The following is a 17,632-nucleotide window of genomic DNA, read 5'->3' on the forward strand; positions in this document are numbered from 1 at the left end:
CACCTACTGAGAGGATTCCGATGACCGAGTACGAGACCATCCTGGTCGAGCAGCGCGGACGGGTGGGATGGATCACTCTGAACCGGCCACAAGCGCTCAACGCCCTCAACTCGCAGGTGGCCGAAGAAGTCACCGCAGCCGCGGTCGCCTTCGACAATGACGAACGCATCGGCGCTATCGTCGTCACCGGCTCTGAGAAGGCGTTCGCCGCGGGGGCTGACATCAAAGAGATGGCAGGGATGTCGGCCGCGGAAATGCGTGCGACCGATCACTTCGGCGCGTGGAACGACTTCGCCGCCGTCCGAACGCCTGTCATCGCGGCGGTCAGCGGCTTCGCCCTCGGCGGTGGGTGCGAGCTGGCGATGATGTGCGACATCATCCTCGCCGCCGACACTGCGAAGTTCGGTCAGCCGGAGATCAATCTCGGAGTGATTCCCGGAATGGGCGGCACGCAGCGACTCATCCGCGCCGTCGGCTATTACAAGGCCGCCGAGCTCATCCTGTCGGGGCGCGTGATGGGGGCGGACGAAGCAGAGCGTGCGGGTCTCGTGTCGCGGGTGGTGACGGCAGCCGATCTTCAGGGTGAAGCGACGAAGCTCGCCGAGGCGATCGCGTCCAAGTCGCTGCCGAGCATCTACGCCGCTAAGGCTGCGCTGGATGCCGCGATGGAGACGACCCTCGCCAAAGGACTCGCGCACGAGAAGCAGGCTTTCGCCGCACTCTTCGACACCGAAGACCAGAAAGAGGGCATGGCGGCGTTCCGAGAGAAGCGCGCGCCGAATTTCACGAATCGCTAGGCCGCAGCCTCGAACGGATGACTATGCCGATCAGGCTACGCGCGTCAGGGCTGGAGAGAAACGGCAATAACGTCGTTGCGCTCGGCGACCAATCGCCGCAGGTATTCGCGCATGAAGAACCGGTCCACGAGCGCGCCGATGGGCCCGAATGGCGAGCGGAAGGTGATGGTGTCGCGTATGAGCGTGCCATCGGGATGCTCGAGAAACACATGCTCGTGATGGAAGGCGCCGAACGGCCCCTTGATCTGCCTGTCGCAGAAGCGATGCGGCTCGTCGATGTCGAAGACCATGGTCGTCAGATGAAATGGGATGCCGAAGTGCCGCGCTCGCCAGGTCACGGTTGAGCCCTCGGTGAATGATCCTCCCGCGGGACCCTTGACCATCGTCTCGCCATAGCGGGCCATTGACTCGACGTGCAGCTCGGGATCTAGGGATGCCGCGAACACTGCCGCTGGGGTTGCGGGGATCACTCGTTCGAGGATGAATTCCGCCATCAGAATTCCGCCATCAGAGCGGGTCCGGCTGGGGACGCGGCTCGGTGAAGTCGCCGGCATCCCGGCGCAGCCGCGCGACGATTCCGACGAGGCCTGCGGTGTCCTCGCTGCTCATCCCCGGTGCGCTGAAGACCTGGCTGTTGAGTGCGGCCGTTGCGCGCTCGACGAGATCGCGCCCCGTCTCGGTGAGCACGAGCATCGCTGCACGACCGTCGTGAGGATGCGGCTCGCGCGCGATCAGCCCGTCGCGCACCAGGCGCTCTGCCGTGCTCGTCACCGTCGTGGCGTGCACCTGCAGGCGGGCGACCACGCTGGAGAGCGGCAGGCTTCCGGATCGGCTGAAAGCGAGCAATCGCAGCATCTCGTAGCGCGCGAACGAGAGCCCGAAGGGTTTCAGCGCAGCATCCACGCGGGCGAGGAGGAGCTGCTGGGCCCGCATGACGGAGATGACCGCGGTCATGCCGTCTGCGGCATCCGTCCAGCCATGCGCGATCCACTGCCGCTTCGCCTCGGCGAGCGGATCGATCGGGAGCGGACGGGGGCGGGCCACGTCTCTACGGTATCGGGTGCGGAGGAACCTGCTCGGGCACCGTTCCGCATCGTCGCGGATAGTGCAGTATGTATACATTGCGGCTCATTCAGTGCGCCTGCATTGGTGTGAAACCCAATTGATTAGTGACACTGTCCACAACGTAGATAGACTCGCCCTGTCGTGAGGAGCATTCGATGAAGATCTTCGTCCTTGTCAAAGAGGTGCCTGATACCTATGGCGATCGCAAACTAAATCTGGAGACCGGTCTAGCCGATCGTGCCGCCGGTGATGTGGTCCTGGACGAGATCGCCGAGCGCGCTCTCGAGGTTGCGCTCTCGTATGCCGACAAGGCTGGTGACGTCGAGGTGGTTGCTCTCTCGATGGCTCCCGAGACCTCGACGGCATCAATCCGTCGGGCCCTCGCGATCGGTGCGGGCTCGGCGGTGCACGTGGTGGATGAGCAGCTCGCCGGCGCGGACCTGGGTCTGACCGCTGAGGTGCTGGCTGCGGCGATTCGCCGCGGTGAGCCGGATCTGGTGATCACCGGCAACCTCTCGACAGACGGCTCGGGCGGAATGATCCCGGCGATGCTCGCCGAACACCTCGGATACGCACAGGCGACGGCGTTGAGTGCGCTGGAGATCACCGCTGACGGTGTCTCTGGCACGCGTGCCGCTGATGACGGTTCGCAGCCCGTCTCGGTGTCGTTCCCTGCGGTGATCTCGATCACCGAGGCGCTTCCCGACGCGCGCTTCCCGAACTTCAAGGGCATTATGGCGGCGAAGAAGAAGCCGCTCGAGGTGCTCTCGCTGACTGATCTCGGCGTCTCTGCGGATCCTGCCGCAGCACCCCGCACGATCATGACGACTGTGTCCGAGAAGCCCCCGCGCGCGGCGGGCGTGAAGATCACCGATGAGGGCGATGCCGGCGCGAAGCTGGTCGAGTTCCTCGTGCAGAACAGGTTGGTGTGACGATGAGCTACCCCGCAGATTCCATCCTCGTCCTCGTTGACGTGACTCCGTCAGGCGACGCTGCCAGCTCGACGGCAGCACTGATCGGCGCGGCTGCGCAGATCGGCTCCCCGGTCGCGCTCGTTCCCGGCGGCTCGATGAGCGCCGTGGATGCCGCGGCCGCCGCTGGCGCTGGCGTCGTGCTGACGGCGGATGCTGATGCTGAAGCGCTCACGGTTCCGCTGGTCGATGCGCTCCAGGCCGCGTACAAGAAGGTGCAGCCGGGTGCCGTGCTCGTCTCGAACTCGATCGCTGGTCGTGACGTCGCTGGTCGTTTCGCGGTGCGCGAGAAGCTCGCGCTTTCGGTCGACGCGGTCGGCGTCGCCCGTGACGACGAGGGTGTCATCGCGCATCACTCTGTATACGGTGGCGCGTTCCTCACCGACTCCGCGCCGACGTTCGGCGCGCCGGTCATCACGGTTCGCCAGGGTGCAGTCGATGAGCGGGCTGAGGCTGTCGCCTCTCCTTCGGTTGAAGCTCTCGAGGTCGCCGCATCAGGGGCGGCAGCGGCAAAGGGCGGGGCCATCGAGGTCGTCGAGGTCGAATCTTCTCGTCCGGAGCTGCGCGGTGCGGCGAAGGTCGTCGCAGGTGGTCGCGGTCTCGGCTCGAAGGAGCAGTTCGTGCTCGTAGAGCAGCTTGCCGACGCGCTCGGCGCCGCCATCGGCGCGTCGCGCGCCGCCGTCGACGCCGGCTACATCCCCTACGCCCATCAGGTCGGTCAGACCGGTGTCTCGGTCTCGCCGCAGCTGTATGTCGCGGTGGGGATCTCGGGTGCGATCCAGCACCGTGCGGGTATGCAGACGGCGAAGAACATCGTCGCGATCAACAAGGACGCTGACGCGCCGATCTTCGACGTCGCCGACTTCGGCATCGTCGGTGACCTGTTCACGATCGTGCCGCAGGTCGTCGAAGCTCTCGACGCACGGAAGAAGTAGCCATGGGTGCCCTTCGACAGGCTCAGGGACCGATGCTCAGGCGAGGCCTGCCGCGCGTGGCCGGCGGCGACCCCTGGCCCCCTGCAGGCGAGGTCGAAGTGGGGGATGCTGCGACATCTACTGTGGTTGAGAGCTCGGTCGCTGAGGCGGCTCCGGCGGCTGAACCCGCACCGACGGTTGCGACCGCTGAGCCTGTCGAAGCGCCCCACGCGGCCGAAGTGGCACCGAGCCCTTCGACGGGCTCCGCGGCCGGTGTGACGCTGCGTCGCGGTCTGCCGCGCACTCCCGGCGGCGAGCCCTGGCCCCCGGCCGATGCTGCGCAGGCTGCGCCTGTCGCACCCACCGCTGCGCCTGTCGCAGCCACCGCAGCAACCGCGCCTGTCGCAGCCGCCGCAGCGCCTGTCGCAGCCGCCGCAGCGCCTGTCGCAACCTCCGGAGCGCCTGTCGCAGCCGTGAAAGCAACCGCAACCGGCGTAGCCCTGCGCCGTGGTCTCCCGCGCAGGCCGGGCGGCGAGCCCTGGCCTCCCGCGGGCGCAGCCGCTGCCGTCGCGATCGAGCCCGTCGGCCCTTCGACAGGCTCAGGCGTCGACTCTGCGGCTCTCGATCTCATCGACGCATCCGACATCCCGGCATCCGCTGCTGTCTCGACGATCGATGTGAGCATACCGCTGCCGTTCCCGCGCACGGTCTTCCCGGGCAAGTACGCCTTCGTCCCCCAGTCACCCGCGCCAGAGCCGAAGCGGTACGGTCCGTTCACGAAGGGCCAGTGGGCCGGCACCGTGATCGTCGGCGGCATCGCGCTACTGGGCGCTGCCGCGATGGCCGTGCTGTTCGTGCGCTGGCTGCTGAGCCTCTCGGGAATGCAGGACTTCCTCACCACCTACCCGGGCGAGTACCACCTGCCCGAAGGGGCACCGGTCGGGTTCCCCGCATGGCTCGGCTGGCAGCACTTCTTCAACGTGTTCCTGATGGTGCTGATCATCCGGTCCGGTCTCCGGATCCGGGGTGAAAAGCGCCCGACCGCGTTCTGGACGCCACGGAACGACCCGAAGGGCAAGGTCAGCCTGACGATCTGGTTCCACCAGGCCCTCGATATCCTGTGGCTCGTCAACGGCGTCGTCTTCATCGTGCTGCTGTTCGTGACCGGCCAGTGGATGCGGGTGATCCCCACCAGCTGGGAGGTCATCCCGAACGCCTTCACCGCAGTCCTGCAGTACATCTCGCTGGACTGGCCGACCGAGAACGGCTGGGTCAACTACAACTCGATCCAGCAGATCGCGTACTTCGTGACGATCTTCATCGCAGCCCCTCTCGCCGCTGTCACCGGATACAGGATGAGCGGCATGTGGCCCAAGAACGCCGAGAAGCTCAACAAGGCGTACCCGATCGAGTGGGCGCGCGCGCTGCACTTCCCGGTGATGCTGTACTTCGTCGCGTTCATCGCGGTGCACGTGTTCCTCGTCTTCGCGACGGGTGCACTGCGCAACCTCAACCACATGTACGCAGCCCAGGGCTCGGTCGACCCGAACGCCTACGCCGACAACTGGACGGGGTTCTGGTTCCTCGTCGCATCCCTCGTCGTCATCGTCGCAGCGTGGGTCGCCGCCAGGCCCCTCGTGCTCGCACCGATCGCGAAGCTCTTCGGCACCGTCAGCAGCCGCTGACCCCAGCACGAGACCCCTGGCCGCGATAAGCAGCCAGGGGTCTCAGCGTGAAATGGGTTCGCTTCGATCAGGGGCGCACGAAACGTACTTCGGTGAGCGTCTCGCCGAGGAACGGCTCGGTGTGGCTGGTGCCATCGAGGCGGAAGCCGTTGCGGTCGTAGAAGCGGTGCGCGCGAGGATTGTCCTCTGCGACCCAGAGGTACAGCGGCTCGTCCTTCTCGACAGCGGCATCGAACAGCTTCTGGCCGAGTCCAGTGGAGTGGTACTCGCCGAGCAGATAGATGAAGTACAGCTCGCGGAAGGCCGGAGCATCCTTGTCGCGGGCAGGACCCGAACCGACGAAGCCGACGATCTCACCGTCGATGAGCGCTGCGCTCATCTTGAAATCATCACCCTGCGCGGCCCAGTTCGTCCACAGCTCTGCCATGCGACGAGGTGAGACCCGCTCGAGTGCGGCCTTGCTGATCAGGTGGTCATAGGTCTGGTGCCAGCACTGTGCGTGCACGCGACCCAAGGCCTCCGCATCCACATCGCGGACCGGACGGACGATGACTTCAGGCTGGGCTTCGGCGCTCATGCCGCGACTCTACGCGCGCACTCCGATTACCGGAAATCGAGCGATGCCGAGGCGATGGCCAGGCTGCACAGATGTGAGGTTCCTACAATCGACTGCGCGGATCATAAGGCGGTGGCTACCATCGAATCTCGTGAATGTGATCTGGCGAACTCTCTTCGTGATGTGGCGTGCGCGCCGCCGTCTGCGCCGTGACGGACTCATCGCCCCGACGGAGCTCAGCTGTATCCGTGTGACGACGCTGCCGACGGATATCGATGTGCTCCGCCACATGAACAACGGCCGCTACCTGTCACTGTTCGACCTCGGACGGTGGGATCTGCTGACCCGCACCGGAATGGCCGGGGCCATGAAGAGTCACGGCTGGTACGGGGTGGTCGTCGCCGAGACCATCACCTTCCGCAAGTCCCTCGAGCTGTGGCAGCGCTTCGATATCGAATCACGCCTGATCGGTCATGACGACAAGGCGATCTATCTCGAGCATCGCGCCGTCATCGATGGTGAGATCTACGCTCGCGCCATCATCCGCAGTCGCATGCTGAAGCGTTCGGGTGGCACTCTCTCCCATGAGGAGCTGTTCGCTGCGATCGGGCGCCCCGACGGGCTTCCCGAAGTCGACGAATGGGTGCGCGACTGGGCCGCGGCCTCCGCGCTGCCTTCGACGCGAGCACACGCGCCAAGCGTCTGGAAGTGAACGCGGTGAGGACGCGGGGTCGAGCCCGAGGGCGATAGGCTCGAAGACCGATAGACGCCGGGGGGCGCAGCGTCACAACGCTGGAGGAGAGCACATGTCGAACGAATCTCAGAACTCTGATCCGACGCAGGGGGCAGCACCCCCGCAGCCGCCGTATCAGCCGCCTGCGCAGCCTCCGTATGGCGGTCACCCAGGTCAACCCCCGTACGGCGGTCACCCAGGTCACCCGGCGCAGCCTCCGTATGGGGCGCAGCCCCAGTACCCGGCTCAGCAGTACCCCGGGCAACCTCAGTATCCTGGGCAGCCCGCTCCCGGGCAGTACCCCGGCTATGGCGGTCCGACAGGCTACCCGCCGGCACCGAACCCGGGCGTGGGCGGCCTCGCGATCGCCGCGCTGATTGTCAGCATCGTCGCATTCCTGAGCGGCTGGGTGCCGTTCGTCGGACTCATCCTGGCCATCGTCGGCCTCGTGCTCGGCATCTTGGCGCTGCGGGCGCCCCGCGGCAAGGGCCTCGGAATCACGGCCATCGTACTGTCTGCCCTTGCCGCTCTCACCGGGATCATCATGCTCCTGGTGACGTTCTGGGTCGTCCCCGCCGCGATCGAGAGCGAAGTCCAGCGGTACGACGAGAGCACCGAGCTGTGGGCGGAAGAAGACGAGTCGGATCTCGGGGAGAGCATCTTCGACGAAGCATTATTCGCCGCTGTCTCCGGACAGTTCATCGAGACACCATGCTGGTCCTATGACGGTCCGCTGTACTTCACGAACAACATCTCGTCCGGCGATGCCGACGCGTGTGCGGGCAATCTCGAGCTCTGGGGCGAGTACGACGACGAGGGCAACTTCTACCCCACCGGTGTCGGAATGATCGCCGGCCAGATCGGTGTCATGCCGCTGAACCTCGACGCCTCCAATGCCTACGGCCCCGTGGGTGACCTCGATGCCGCTGTCGAGGGGCTGCAGGGACCGTTCTTCAGCCAGCAGGGCGGCGAAGCCATCGGTGAAGAGACGGTGACCCTCGACGGGGCCGAGGCGCGTCTCATCCGCTACGACAGCGATGCGGCTGACACCAAGACCAAGGCCTTCCTCACGGTCTTCTCACCGGAGCCGTATCCGATCGCCGGCACCCAGGCGCAGCTGTTCGTGATCAGCCTCGTCACGCCGTACTCGAACGGTGAAGACCAGCTGCAGCAGATTATCGACAGCTGGGAGTGGAAGTAGTCGCCTCCCTCCGCTGTGTCACCGCCTGAGAAGCACTCCGCGCTCTTAGGCTGAATGCATGTCTGAGTCGCCCGTTTCGGGTTCCCTTCCGCTCGCCGAGCAATCGGTAGAGCTCGCGCGGCGCTGGGTCGCCGAAGCATCCGAGATCGAAGTGGATCCTGCTGCTGCCCGCCTTGCCGACGTGCTGCAGGACAAGAACGGGTTGCCGTTCACTCTCGGATTCGTCGACTCAGTGATGCGTCCGGAGAGCCTGTCGGCTGCGGCATCCGGACTGCACCGGATCGCCCCGATCGTGCCGGACTTCCTGCCCTGGTATCTGCGCGGCGCTGTGCGCCTCGGCGGCGGAGTTGCGCAGGTTCTGCCATCACCGGTTGTGCCGATCGCTCGCCGCGTGCTGCGCGAGATGGTCGGGCACCTCGTCGTCGACGCGAGACCTGCGAAACTCGGCGAGGCGATCGAGAAGCTGCGCGCGTCGGGAAGCGCACGCCTGAACCTCAATCTGCTCGGCGAGGCAGTGCTCGGTGACGACGAGGCGAAGCGGCGCCTGGAGGGCATCCACGAACTCATCCGACGCGACGATGTCGACTACGTCTCGGTCAAGGTCTCGTCCGTGATGAGTCACCTGTCGATGTGGGCGTTCGACGAGGTCGTCGAGTCCGTCGTCGAGCGCCTCACCCCGCTCTACCTCACCGCGGCGAGGACGGGCACCTTCATCAATCTCGATATGGAGGAGTACCGCGATCTTGACCTGACGATCGCGGTCTTCACCCGCATTCTCGAAGATGACCGCCTGCCCCTGCTCGAAGCAGGCATCGTCCTCCAGGCGTACCTCCCCGATGCGCTCGGCGCGCTGCGCGAACTGACCGCGTGGGCGAAGGATCGTGTCGAGCACGGCGGCGCGGCGATCAAGATCCGCCTCGTCAAGGGCGCGAACCTGCCGATGGAACGCGTGGATGCCGCGATTCACGGGTGGCCGCTGGCCACCTACGACAGCAAACTCGATACCGACGCGAACTATCTTCGCCTGCTGGATGAAGCACTGCGTCCTGAGAACGCGGCCGCCGTCCGAATCGGCATCGCCGGGCACAACCTGTTCGGCATCGCCTACGCCTGGCTGCTGGCGGGCGAGCGCGGGGTGCGCGACGACATCGAGTTCGAGATGCTGCTCGGGATGGCTCAGGGGCAGGTGCAGGCCGTCTCTCGGGAGGTCGGTCCGGTGCTGCTGTACGTTCCGGTCGTGAAACCCGCCGAGTTCGACGTTGCCATCAGCTACCTCGTGCGCCGTCTCGAAGAGAATGCGGAGCACGACAACTTCCTCTCTGCGGCGTTCCATCTGCACGACGATGAATCCCTGTTCATCCGCGAGCGCGACCGGTTCCTGCGTGCCCTCGAGCGTGCAGATGATCCGACGCTCCGCTCGGTGTCGTTCCGCATGCAGGATAGGCAGCAGCCGGTGCACGAATCGCTGCGCCCTGCACAGCACGCCGAGGCGGACGACGGCGACCTCACCCAGATGGTGCTCGGCATCGCTCGAGGCTCGAGCGCCGAGAGCCGCACCGACGCGTTCGTCGAGACCGCCGTGTACTCGCGACGTGAGCTCGATGTCGATTCCGCTGGCGCTCCCGGCTTCCGCAACACCGCAGACAGCGACCCCGCTCTGCCGGCGAACCGGGAATGGGCGCGCGAGATCCGCTCCCGCATCGCGACCTCGACAGCGGGCGACGAGACACTGCGCGCTGCGCTCATCGATGATGCGGCGCTGCTGGATGAGGCCATCGACCGCGTCGTTGCTGCCGCCCCCGGTTGGGGAGCTCGCCCGGCAGCAGAACGCGCCGAGGTGCTGCTGCGTGCCGCCGCCGCCCTCGAGTCGAGGCGCGCTGAGCTGATCGAGGCGGCTGCATCCGAAACCGGCAAGGTGCTCGCCGAAGCAGACATCGAGGTCAGCGAGGCGGTCGACTTCGCGCGCTACTACGGTGCGAAGGCACGCGAGCTGGATGCCGTGACCGGTGCCGCTTTCGAACCCGCAGTCCTCACGGTGGTCACGCCCCCGTGGAACTTCCCGCTGGCGATCCCCGCCGGGGGAGTACTCGCCGCGCTCGCTGCAGGGTCGGGCGTCATCTTCAAACCCGCGCCGCAGGCACGCCGCTGCGCAGCCGTGATCGCCGAGGCGCTGTGGGAGGCCGGCATCCCGCGCGATGTCCTGGCGCTCGTCGACCTCGAAGAGGGTGAACTCGGTCAGCAGCTCATCTCGCACGAGGCGGTTGACCGCGTCATCCTCACCGGTTCGTGGGACACGGCGGCGCTCTTCCGATCGTGGCGCCCCGACCTGCCGCTCCTGGCCGAAACCAGCGGCAAGAACGCGATAGTCATCACGCCCTCGGCCGACCTCGACCTCGCTGTCGCCGATCTCGTCAAGAGCGCATTCGGGCACGCAGGGCAGAAGTGCTCTGCGGCGTCGCTGGCGATCCTCGTCGGTCCGATCGCGCGATCCAAGCGCTTCGCCCGGCAGCTCGTCGACGCCACGCGCTCGCTGCACGTGGACTGGCCGACCGATGCGCTTGCCGACCTCGGTCCGGTGATCGAGAAGCCGCAGGGCAAGCTCGCCTGGGCGCTGAACGATCTGGAAGGCGATGAGCGGTGGCTGATCGCGCCTTCACCCGTGGCGGGCGATGAGACGGGGCGCCTCTGGCACCCCGGCATCCGCGTCGGTGTGCAGTCTGGTTCGCGCTTCCACCTGGAGGAATTCTTCGGTCCGGTGCTCGGCATCATGTACGCGCCGACGCTCGAGCGTGCGATCGAGATGCAGAATGCGGTGCCCTATGGGCTGACGGCGGGCCTGCACACGCAGGACCCCGACGAGCTTGGCGCCTGGATCGACCGGGTCCAGGCCGGAAACCTCTATGTGAACCGCGGCATCACCGGCGCCATCGTGCAGCGCCAGCCGTTCGGCGGCTGGAAGCGCTCCTCGGTCGGACCCGGCACGAAGGCCGGCGGCCCGAACTACCTCATCGGCCTCGGCAGCTGGCGTGCCCGCGCGGGCAGCCCTGCTTCCAGCACACTGCACCTGCGCGGGCTCGACTCGCGCATCACCGACCTCATCGAATCGGCCCAGCCCTCTCTCGACTTCGAGAGCTTCGAATGGCTGCGCCGTTCCGCGCTCTCGGATGCCATCGCATGGGACCGCGAGTTCGGCCAGGTGCGCGACGTCTCGCAGTTGGGCATCGAGCGGAACCTCTTCCGGTACCGACCGGTGCCTGTGATGATCCGCGCGGTGCGGGACGCCGGATGGCACGAGCTGCTCCGCGTGGTGATCGCCGGCATCCGCACCGGATCGAAGTTCTTCCTGTCGACGCCGACGGGGCTGCCTGCCGAGGTGCGCCGGGCGTTGTCGGAGCTGCGAGTGGGTGTCGCAGTGGAGAGTGATGACGAGTGGAACGCGCGGATGGCGCGCGTCGACGACGCCGACGCGGTCCTGGCCGGAGCTGCCCCTCGCGCCTCGCGAGTGAGGCTGGTGGGGCCTCGGGATGCCGTGGCGGCTGCGCACCGTGCGCTCGCCGAAGCCACCGGCGGAGACCCCGATCTGTCGGTCTACGACGGCGAAGTGACCTCAGCAGGCCGTATCGAGCTGCTGCCGTTCGTGCATGAGCAGGCGATCGCGATCACCGCGCACCGCTTCGGCAATCGCGATGACTGGAGCGCCGAAGTCATCTGACCCGGCGCTCATGCGCGGAAGGAGCGCCCGCTGGGCGCGCCAGTAGTATTTGAGTGTGGCAGACGGTGCAGAACAGGCAGATTCCAAAAGCTCGCGGCGAGACTTCTTCCGCCTGGGTGGAGTAGCAGCCGCTGGCGCGCTGATCGGCGGCGGAGCGGGCGTTGCCGCAGGCTTCGCCCTCGGAAAGCAGGAGGGCTTCGCCGAAGCCGCTGACGACTACGGCGCACTCTCGCCGCGCCACGCACCCGGCTTCGATCACATCGTCGTGGTGATGGGCGAGAACCGCTCCTTCGACAATCTGCTCGGCTACCTGTACACGAAAGAGAATCTGCCCGAGGGGCAGGATTTCGACGGTCTCGATTTCGGCGACTACGAGAACACCGCATCCGACGGCACGACCGTCGCCGCGCACGTGTATGACGGCCCGACCGACCGCATCATGACCTATCCCGACCCGGATCCCGGTGAAGAGTACCCGCACGTCAACACGCAGATCTTCGGAACCATCGAGCCGGCCAGCAACTTCGGCATCCCGACGGGGGCGATGCAGCATCCGTACAACATGCCTCAGCATGGTGAGCAGCCCACGATGGGCGGGTTCCTCGAGGACTACATCAGCAACTACAGCGAGCTGAAGAAGGGCGAGCGGCCAACGGCCGACCAGGCGAAGCACATCATGGGCTCGTTCTCGCCCGAGATGCTGCCGACGCTGTCGATGCTCGCGCGAGAGTTCGCGGTATTCGACAACTGGTTCGCGGCAGTTCCCTCGCAGACTTTCTGCAACCGGTCGTTCTTCCACGCATCCACCTCGCACGGGTTCGTCACCAACAAGCACGGCGGCGGTTACGACAAGTGGCTGGATGCACCGGAGTCACCGACGATCTTCAACCGGCTCGAAGACGCCGGGCTCAGCTGGAAGGTCTACTTCGACGAGCTGCAGATGGTCTCGTTCACCGGCGTTCTGCACGCACCGGTTCTCGAGAAGTTCTGGCGCACCGAGCACTTCGGCACTATGGACGACTTCTATGCGGACGTGGAGCACGGCGAGCTTCCCGCCTATGCGTTCATCGAGCCGCGCATGATTTACAACCACAACGACTTCCACCCGCCGTTCGGGCAACGGCGCGTCAGCGACGTCGAGGGCTCGGAGGTGTTCGACAGTGCGTATTCCGACGTGCGTGCCGGTGACGAGCTCGTCCACGACATCTACTCCGCGGTCCGCACGAGTAAGAGCACCAAGGGATCGAACGCCGTCAACACGCTTCTGCTGATCACTTTCGATGAGCACGGCGGATGCTACGACCACGTCGCGCCCCCGGCCGCCACGCCGCCGGACAGGACCGGGGCAGGCGAGATGGGGTTCGAATTCGATCGGCTCGGATGCCGAGTGCCCGCGATCGCAGTATCGGCCTACACGCGGTCCGGAACCGTCATCAATGACGAGATGCATCACGGTGCTGTCATCTCGACGCTGAATCGTCTGCACGGGTTGAAGCCGCTCACGCAACGGGACGCGACGGCGAATGACCTGTTCAGCATCATCAACCTCGACAAGCCGCGGCATCCGTCGGACTGGCCGAAGACATTCCCGACGTTCACTCCGCTCAATCCCGAGAAGACCGACGCGCACCCCGCTCACGCGCACAAAGACAAGCCGCTGACGCCGCCTGCGCAGGGCCTGTTGGGGTTGCTGCTCGCGCGCGCCGGCATGCCCGAGTCGGAGTTGCCGCAGACATTCCTTGACGCATACAACCTGCTGCACTCGCAGGGGCAGGGGTTGTTCGGCTCGCCCGACGAAGGCTGATGGTTCCGGGCGGAGCGCTGGCGAAGATCCAGGAACGGATGCGAGAATAAGAGCTGGCGTGCCTGTGTCGCATCTTCTTCGCCGTAGCCCCTGAGCCTCGGGCACGGTGGGTCGAACTTCCGCCGGGCCTCTGGACAGCGTCCGCCCGACCCTCTCAAGGAGAATGATGTCGACGCCTGAAACCATCACCGCCCCCTCGAACACCCGCACCGCGCACCACCGGCGCTACCTGATGTGCCGTCCAGAGCACTTCACCGTCAGCTACAAAATCAATCCGTGGATGGAGCCGGCACGGCCCACCGACACCGCCAATGCGGTCGCTCAGTGGCAGAAGCTCTACGACCTGTATCTCGAACTCGGCCACGAGGTCGAGCTGATCGAACCGCTCGCCGGCTATCCCGACATGGTCTACACCGCCAACGGCGGTTTCGTCATCGACGGCCGCGCGTACGTTCCGGAGTTCCGCTTCGTCGAGCGACAGGGAGAATCACCGGCCTTCGCCGAGTGGTTCCGCGCGAACGGCTTCGACACCGTCATGCCCGAAGAGGTCAACGAGGGCGAGGGCGACTTCCTGCTCGTCGGAGACACGATCCTCGCCGGAACCGGCTTCCGCTCCACAGGCGACAGCCACCGCGAGGTCGGTGAGGTCTTCGGCCGTGAGGTCGTCTCTCTCAACCTCATCGACCCCCGCTTCTACCACCTCGACACCGCGATCGCAGTGCTTGATCCAGTCGAGGGTGTGGCTGATGGCGGACCCGAGCGTGCGAACATCGCCTACCTCCCCGGTGCTTTCGATGAGGCCAGCCGCGCCATTCTCGAAGAGCGCTACCCTGACGCGATCCTCGTCTCGGACGAGGACGGCTCGGTGTTCGGGCTGAACTCCGCCAGTGACGGGTACAACGTCATCATCTCGCCGCGCGCCAAGGGCTTCGAAGCGCAGCTGCGCGAGCGCGGGTACAACCCGATCATGGTCGACCTCTCCGAGCTGCTGCTCGGCGGTGGCGGCATCAAGTGCTGCACCCTCGAGCTGCGCGGCGCGAAATGACAGCAGCTCCCGACCGTGCGCAGGCGCACGTCGCAGAGAACTACCGCCCGCTCCCGGTGACGATCGCCACCGGTGAGGGGGTGTGGGTCACTGACGTCGAGGGCAAGCGCTATCTCGATCTGCTCGCGGCCTATTCGGCCGTGAACTTCGGACACCGGCATCCGGACCTCGTGGGCGCGGCGACGCGCCAGCTGGGGCGCGTGACGCTCACGAGCCGCGCGTTCATCAACGATCAGCTCGAACCGTTCGCCGAGGCGCTCGCGCGCCTGTGCGGCAAGGAACTCGTGCTGCCGATGAACACCGGAGCCGAGGCCGTCGAGACCGGCATCAAGGTCGCCCGCGCCTGGGGATACCGGGTCAAGGGCGTTGCCGAGGGCAAGGCGCGGATCGTCGTTGCGGCCGGGAACTTCCACGGCCGCACCACGACGATCGTCAGCTTCAGTGATGACGACACGGCGCGCGACGGTTTCGGCCCGTTCGCACCCGGTTTCGATGTCGTGCCCTACGGCGATGCAGATGCGATCGCCGCGGCCATCAAGGAAGAGACCGTAGCCGTCCTGGTGGAGCCGATCCAGGGCGAGGCCGGGGTCATCATCCCGCCGGACGGCTACCTGAAGCGGATTCGCGAGATCTGCGATGAGAAGAACGTGCTGTTCATCGCCGATGAGATCCAAGCGGGTCTCGGCCGGGTCGGTGAGACCTTTGCGTGCGACCGTGAGGGTGTCGTTCCTGACCTCTACCTGCTCGGAAAGGCTCTCGGCGGCGGCATCCTGCCTGTCTCCGCAGCGGTCGGAGACCGCGACGTTCTCGGGGTCATCCGTCCCGGCGAGCACGGTTCGACCTTCGGCGGCAATCCGCTCGCTGCGGCCGTCGGGCTGCGCGTGGTCGAGATGCTCGAGACCGGCGCGTTCCAGGAGCGCGCGCGTCTGCTCGGCGCGCACCTCGCCGAAGGGCTCGAGAAGCTCGTCGGTCACGGCGTCACCGGCATCCGGGTTGCCGGGCTCTGGGCCGGCGTCGATATCGACCCGGCCCGCGGCACCGGCCGCGAGATCAGCGAAAAGCTCATGGACCGCGGAGTGCTCGTGAAGGACACGCACGGTCAGACGATCCGCATCGCACCGCCGCTGGTGATCCGCGCGACCGAGATCGACTGGGCGCTCGAGCAGCTCCGGCTCGTCCTGGAGGGCTAGCCTCGCGCTCGTGTCATTCCGGGGGTCGACACGTCAGATGTAGGACTTATTCGACAGAAGAGTCCGACAAGTGGCGTGTCGGCCCCCGTTGTGTCGGCCCTGCGGTCGCGGCGGGGTGGAGGCGGGTGGCCGCGCGCGGTCACCGCCGCTTCGGCAGGCGGATCGGTGTCGTTGCAGCGGCGACTTCGTCGCTGAACTCCACAGGGTCAGGACGCACGACCGAGATCGGCAGGGTCTCGTCGAGCGTGAGACGGAACTTGCTGCTCTCGTGGCGACGCAGTCGACCGGATGCGATGATCCAGGTGAGTCCGACCGCCATTGCGAGCAGGCCGGCGATGCCGCCGACCATGATCGCGGTGCGTGGGCCCGCGATATCGGTGATCCATCCAGCGATCGGCGCACCGATCGGCGTCGAGCCCATCACGACGGCCATGTAGAGAGCCAGCACCCGACCGCGCAGAGCGGGGTCGGTGGTGGTCTGCACGTAGCCGTTGGCCGTGGTGAGCATGGTCACCGTCGAGAACCCGACGAAGATGAGCACGACCGCATACGACCAGTAGCTCGGCATCCCCGCAGACACGACGGATGCGACGCCGAACACCCCTGCGGCAACGATGAGCACGCGCACTCTGGCGCGGTCGCGCCGGGCGGCCAGCAGTGCGCCGGCGAGTGAGCCGATCGCGAGCACCGAGCTCAGCACCCCGTAGCCGTCGGCGCCCCGGCCGAATTCCAGAGCCATCGTGGAGGCGAAGATCGGGAAGTTCATCCCGAACGCCCCGAGCAGGAACACCATGACGAAGACGACCTTGAGATCGCTGCGAGCCCACACGTAGCGGAAGCCCTCGGCAAGGCCGTTGCGTCCCTTGCTCGAGACGCGCGGGAGCAGCTCGCCCGTGCGCATGACGGCCAGAGCGATGAGCATCGCCAGGAACGTGACCGCATTGATCACGAACACCCAGCCGGTGCCGACCGCGACGATGAGCAGTCCTGCCACGGCGGGCCCGATCAGGCGCGCCATGTTGAACGATGCCGAGTTGAGCGCGACGGCGTTCGAGGCGTCTTCCACCGCCACCATGTCGGAGACGAACGCCTGTCGGGCGGGAGCGTCGAAGGCGTTGGTCACACCGAAAGCGAGAGCGAAGCAGAACATCAGCGGCAGCGTCATCACACCGGTCAGCAGGAGAGCTGCGACGGCGAGTGCGAGCATCATGAGCGTGATCTGCGTGACCAGCAGGATCTTACGCCGATCGAACCGGTCAGCGACCCATCCGGTCACGCTCACCAACGCCAGCGGCGGCCCGAACTGAAGCGCCATCGTGACACCCATCGCGGTGGCGTCGTTATCGGTGAGCTCGGTGAGAACGACCCAGTCCTGGGCGGTGGCCTGCATCCACGTGCCGACGTTTGAGACGACTGCGCCGATGAACCAGGTGCGGTAGTTGAACGTCGCAAAGGAGCGGAACATTGCTGTCATCGCTCGGCCACCTTCCGCATCAGAGCCGCCGCTTCCTGGAGTGTGCGCAGTTCCTTCTCGCTGAAGTCGAACTCGGCAAGAGCGGCGGCGAGGGCGGCATCGTGCTTCTGCACGGTGGCGCTGACGATGGCGGTCCCGGCAGCCGTGATCTCGATGTACACGCGTCGTCGGTCGTCTTCAGCGGGCACGCGCAGCACGAGGCCGGCTTGGGCGAGGGCATCCACCGAGCTCGACATCGTGGGTGCGCTCACTCGTTCGCGCTGTGCGAGTTCGCCGATCGCGAGGCGTCCATGCGCGCGCAGGGAGGCGAGGACAGCGAACTGCGCATCGCTGATGTTGTCGCTTGCGCGTTCGCGACGGAGTCTGCGTGCGAGTCGGAAGGTCGCCAGGCGCAGATCGGTGGCGGTGGTGTGCAGAAGATCAGGTTCAGTCATTACTTAGGTAGTCTAACTAAGTTTGCTGAAGAGCGGCTCAGAACGAGGAGC

15 protein-coding genes are annotated in these 17,632 nt (G+C 66.2%); 10 read left to right on the forward strand and 5 right to left on the reverse strand.

The window, feature by feature from the left end; genetic code table 11:
- Positions 1–20 precede the first annotated feature (20 nt).
- Positions 21–797, forward strand: coding sequence for an enoyl-CoA hydratase-related protein (locus tag ACTU6U_RS08325; protein ID WP_443468659.1), 777 nt, complete (start codon positions 21–23; stop codon positions 795–797).
- A 44-nt stretch (positions 798–841) separates the two neighbouring features.
- Here ACTU6U_RS08325 and ACTU6U_RS08330 read toward each other — a convergent pair whose 3' ends face one another.
- Positions 842–1,291 carry an SRPBCC family protein gene (locus ACTU6U_RS08330; protein ID WP_443468660.1) on the reverse strand — a complete coding sequence of 150 codons (450 nt, stop codon included), beginning with the start codon at positions 1,289–1,291 and terminating at the stop codon, positions 842–844.
- A gap of 13 nt (positions 1,292–1,304) precedes the next feature.
- Positions 1,305–1,841 carry a MarR family winged helix-turn-helix transcriptional regulator gene (locus ACTU6U_RS08335; protein WP_443468661.1) on the reverse strand — a complete coding sequence of 179 codons (537 nt, stop codon included), beginning with the start codon at positions 1,839–1,841 and terminating at the stop codon, positions 1,305–1,307.
- A gap of 176 nt (positions 1,842–2,017) precedes the next feature.
- Here ACTU6U_RS08335 and ACTU6U_RS08340 point away from each other — a divergent pair, with 176 nt between their 5' ends.
- Genes ACTU6U_RS08340 through ACTU6U_RS08350 form a run of 3 tightly spaced genes read left to right on the forward strand, consistent with a single transcriptional unit; the run spans position 2,018 to position 5,432 of the window.
- Positions 2,018–2,794, forward strand: a complete 777-nt coding sequence (locus tag ACTU6U_RS08340; protein WP_443468662.1) for an electron transfer flavoprotein subunit beta/FixA family protein — start codon at positions 2,018–2,020, stop codon at positions 2,792–2,794.
- A gap of 2 nt (positions 2,795–2,796) precedes the next feature.
- Positions 2,797–3,768 carry an electron transfer flavoprotein subunit alpha/FixB family protein gene (locus tag ACTU6U_RS08345; RefSeq protein WP_443468663.1) on the forward strand — a complete coding sequence of 324 codons (972 nt, stop codon included), beginning with the start codon at positions 2,797–2,799 and terminating at the stop codon, positions 3,766–3,768.
- Between the two features lie 2 nt (positions 3,769–3,770).
- A complete protein-coding gene (locus ACTU6U_RS08350) occupies positions 3,771–5,432 on the forward strand; it encodes a cytochrome b/b6 domain-containing protein (RefSeq protein WP_443468664.1) in 1,662 nt (553 codons plus the stop codon).
- A 67-nt stretch (positions 5,433–5,499) separates the two neighbouring features.
- On the opposite strand, the gene ACTU6U_RS08355 is transcribed toward ACTU6U_RS08350, so the two are convergent.
- Entirely contained in the window at positions 5,500–6,009 is a 510-nt protein-coding gene (locus ACTU6U_RS08355; RefSeq protein ID WP_443468665.1) for a GNAT family N-acetyltransferase, read from the reverse strand.
- Between the two features lie 130 nt (positions 6,010–6,139).
- On the opposite strand from ACTU6U_RS08355, the gene ACTU6U_RS08360 reads away from it, so the two are divergent.
- The 6 genes from ACTU6U_RS08360 to rocD all read left to right on the forward strand — a co-directional run bounded on the left by ACTU6U_RS08360 (position 6,140) and on the right by rocD (position 15,673).
- Positions 6,140–6,700 carry an acyl-CoA thioesterase gene (locus tag ACTU6U_RS08360; protein ID WP_443468666.1) on the forward strand — a complete coding sequence of 187 codons (561 nt, stop codon included), beginning with the start codon at positions 6,140–6,142 and terminating at the stop codon, positions 6,698–6,700.
- Between the two features lie 94 nt (positions 6,701–6,794).
- A complete protein-coding gene (locus tag ACTU6U_RS08365; protein WP_443468667.1) occupies positions 6,795–7,922 on the forward strand; it encodes a DUF4190 domain-containing protein in 1,128 nt (375 codons plus the stop codon).
- Between the two features lie 58 nt (positions 7,923–7,980).
- Positions 7,981–11,634: a proline dehydrogenase family protein gene (locus tag ACTU6U_RS08370; protein ID WP_443468668.1), complete on the forward strand. Its 3,654-nt coding sequence runs from the start codon at positions 7,981–7,983 to the stop codon at positions 11,632–11,634.
- 55 nt (positions 11,635–11,689) lie between these two features.
- Entirely contained in the window at positions 11,690–13,438 is a 1,749-nt protein-coding gene (locus ACTU6U_RS08375) for an alkaline phosphatase family protein (RefSeq protein ID WP_443468669.1), read from the forward strand.
- 166 nt (positions 13,439–13,604) lie between these two features.
- On the forward strand, positions 13,605–14,483 hold the full coding sequence (ddaH, locus tag ACTU6U_RS08380; protein ID WP_443468670.1) for a dimethylargininase: 879 nt from the start codon (positions 13,605–13,607) through the stop codon (positions 14,481–14,483).
- Positions 14,480–15,673 carry an ornithine--oxo-acid transaminase gene (gene rocD / locus ACTU6U_RS08385; protein WP_443468671.1) on the forward strand — a complete coding sequence of 398 codons (1,194 nt, stop codon included), beginning with the start codon at positions 14,480–14,482 and terminating at the stop codon, positions 15,671–15,673. The genes ddaH and rocD overlap by 4 nt, the downstream gene beginning before the upstream one ends.
- Positions 15,674–15,812: 139 nt before the next feature.
- Here the strand turns inward: rocD and ACTU6U_RS08390 are convergent, their stop codons facing one another.
- Together ACTU6U_RS08390 and ACTU6U_RS08395 are read right to left on the reverse strand one after the other, a co-directional pair.
- The gene (locus ACTU6U_RS08390) at positions 15,813–17,138 is read right to left on the reverse strand and encodes an MFS transporter (protein WP_443468859.1); all 1,326 of its coding nucleotides are present in this window, start codon (positions 17,136–17,138) and stop codon (positions 15,813–15,815) included.
- Between the two features lie 5 nt (positions 17,139–17,143).
- On the reverse strand, positions 17,144–17,581 hold the full coding sequence (locus tag ACTU6U_RS08395; protein WP_443468672.1) for a MarR family winged helix-turn-helix transcriptional regulator: 438 nt from the start codon (positions 17,579–17,581) through the stop codon (positions 17,144–17,146).
- Positions 17,582–17,632: the final 51 nt, after the last annotated feature.

The sequence above is a fragment of the Microbacterium zouquanmingi genome, from assembly GCF_052266695.1.
GTDB lineage: Bacteria > Actinomycetota > Actinomycetes > Actinomycetales > Microbacteriaceae > Microbacterium.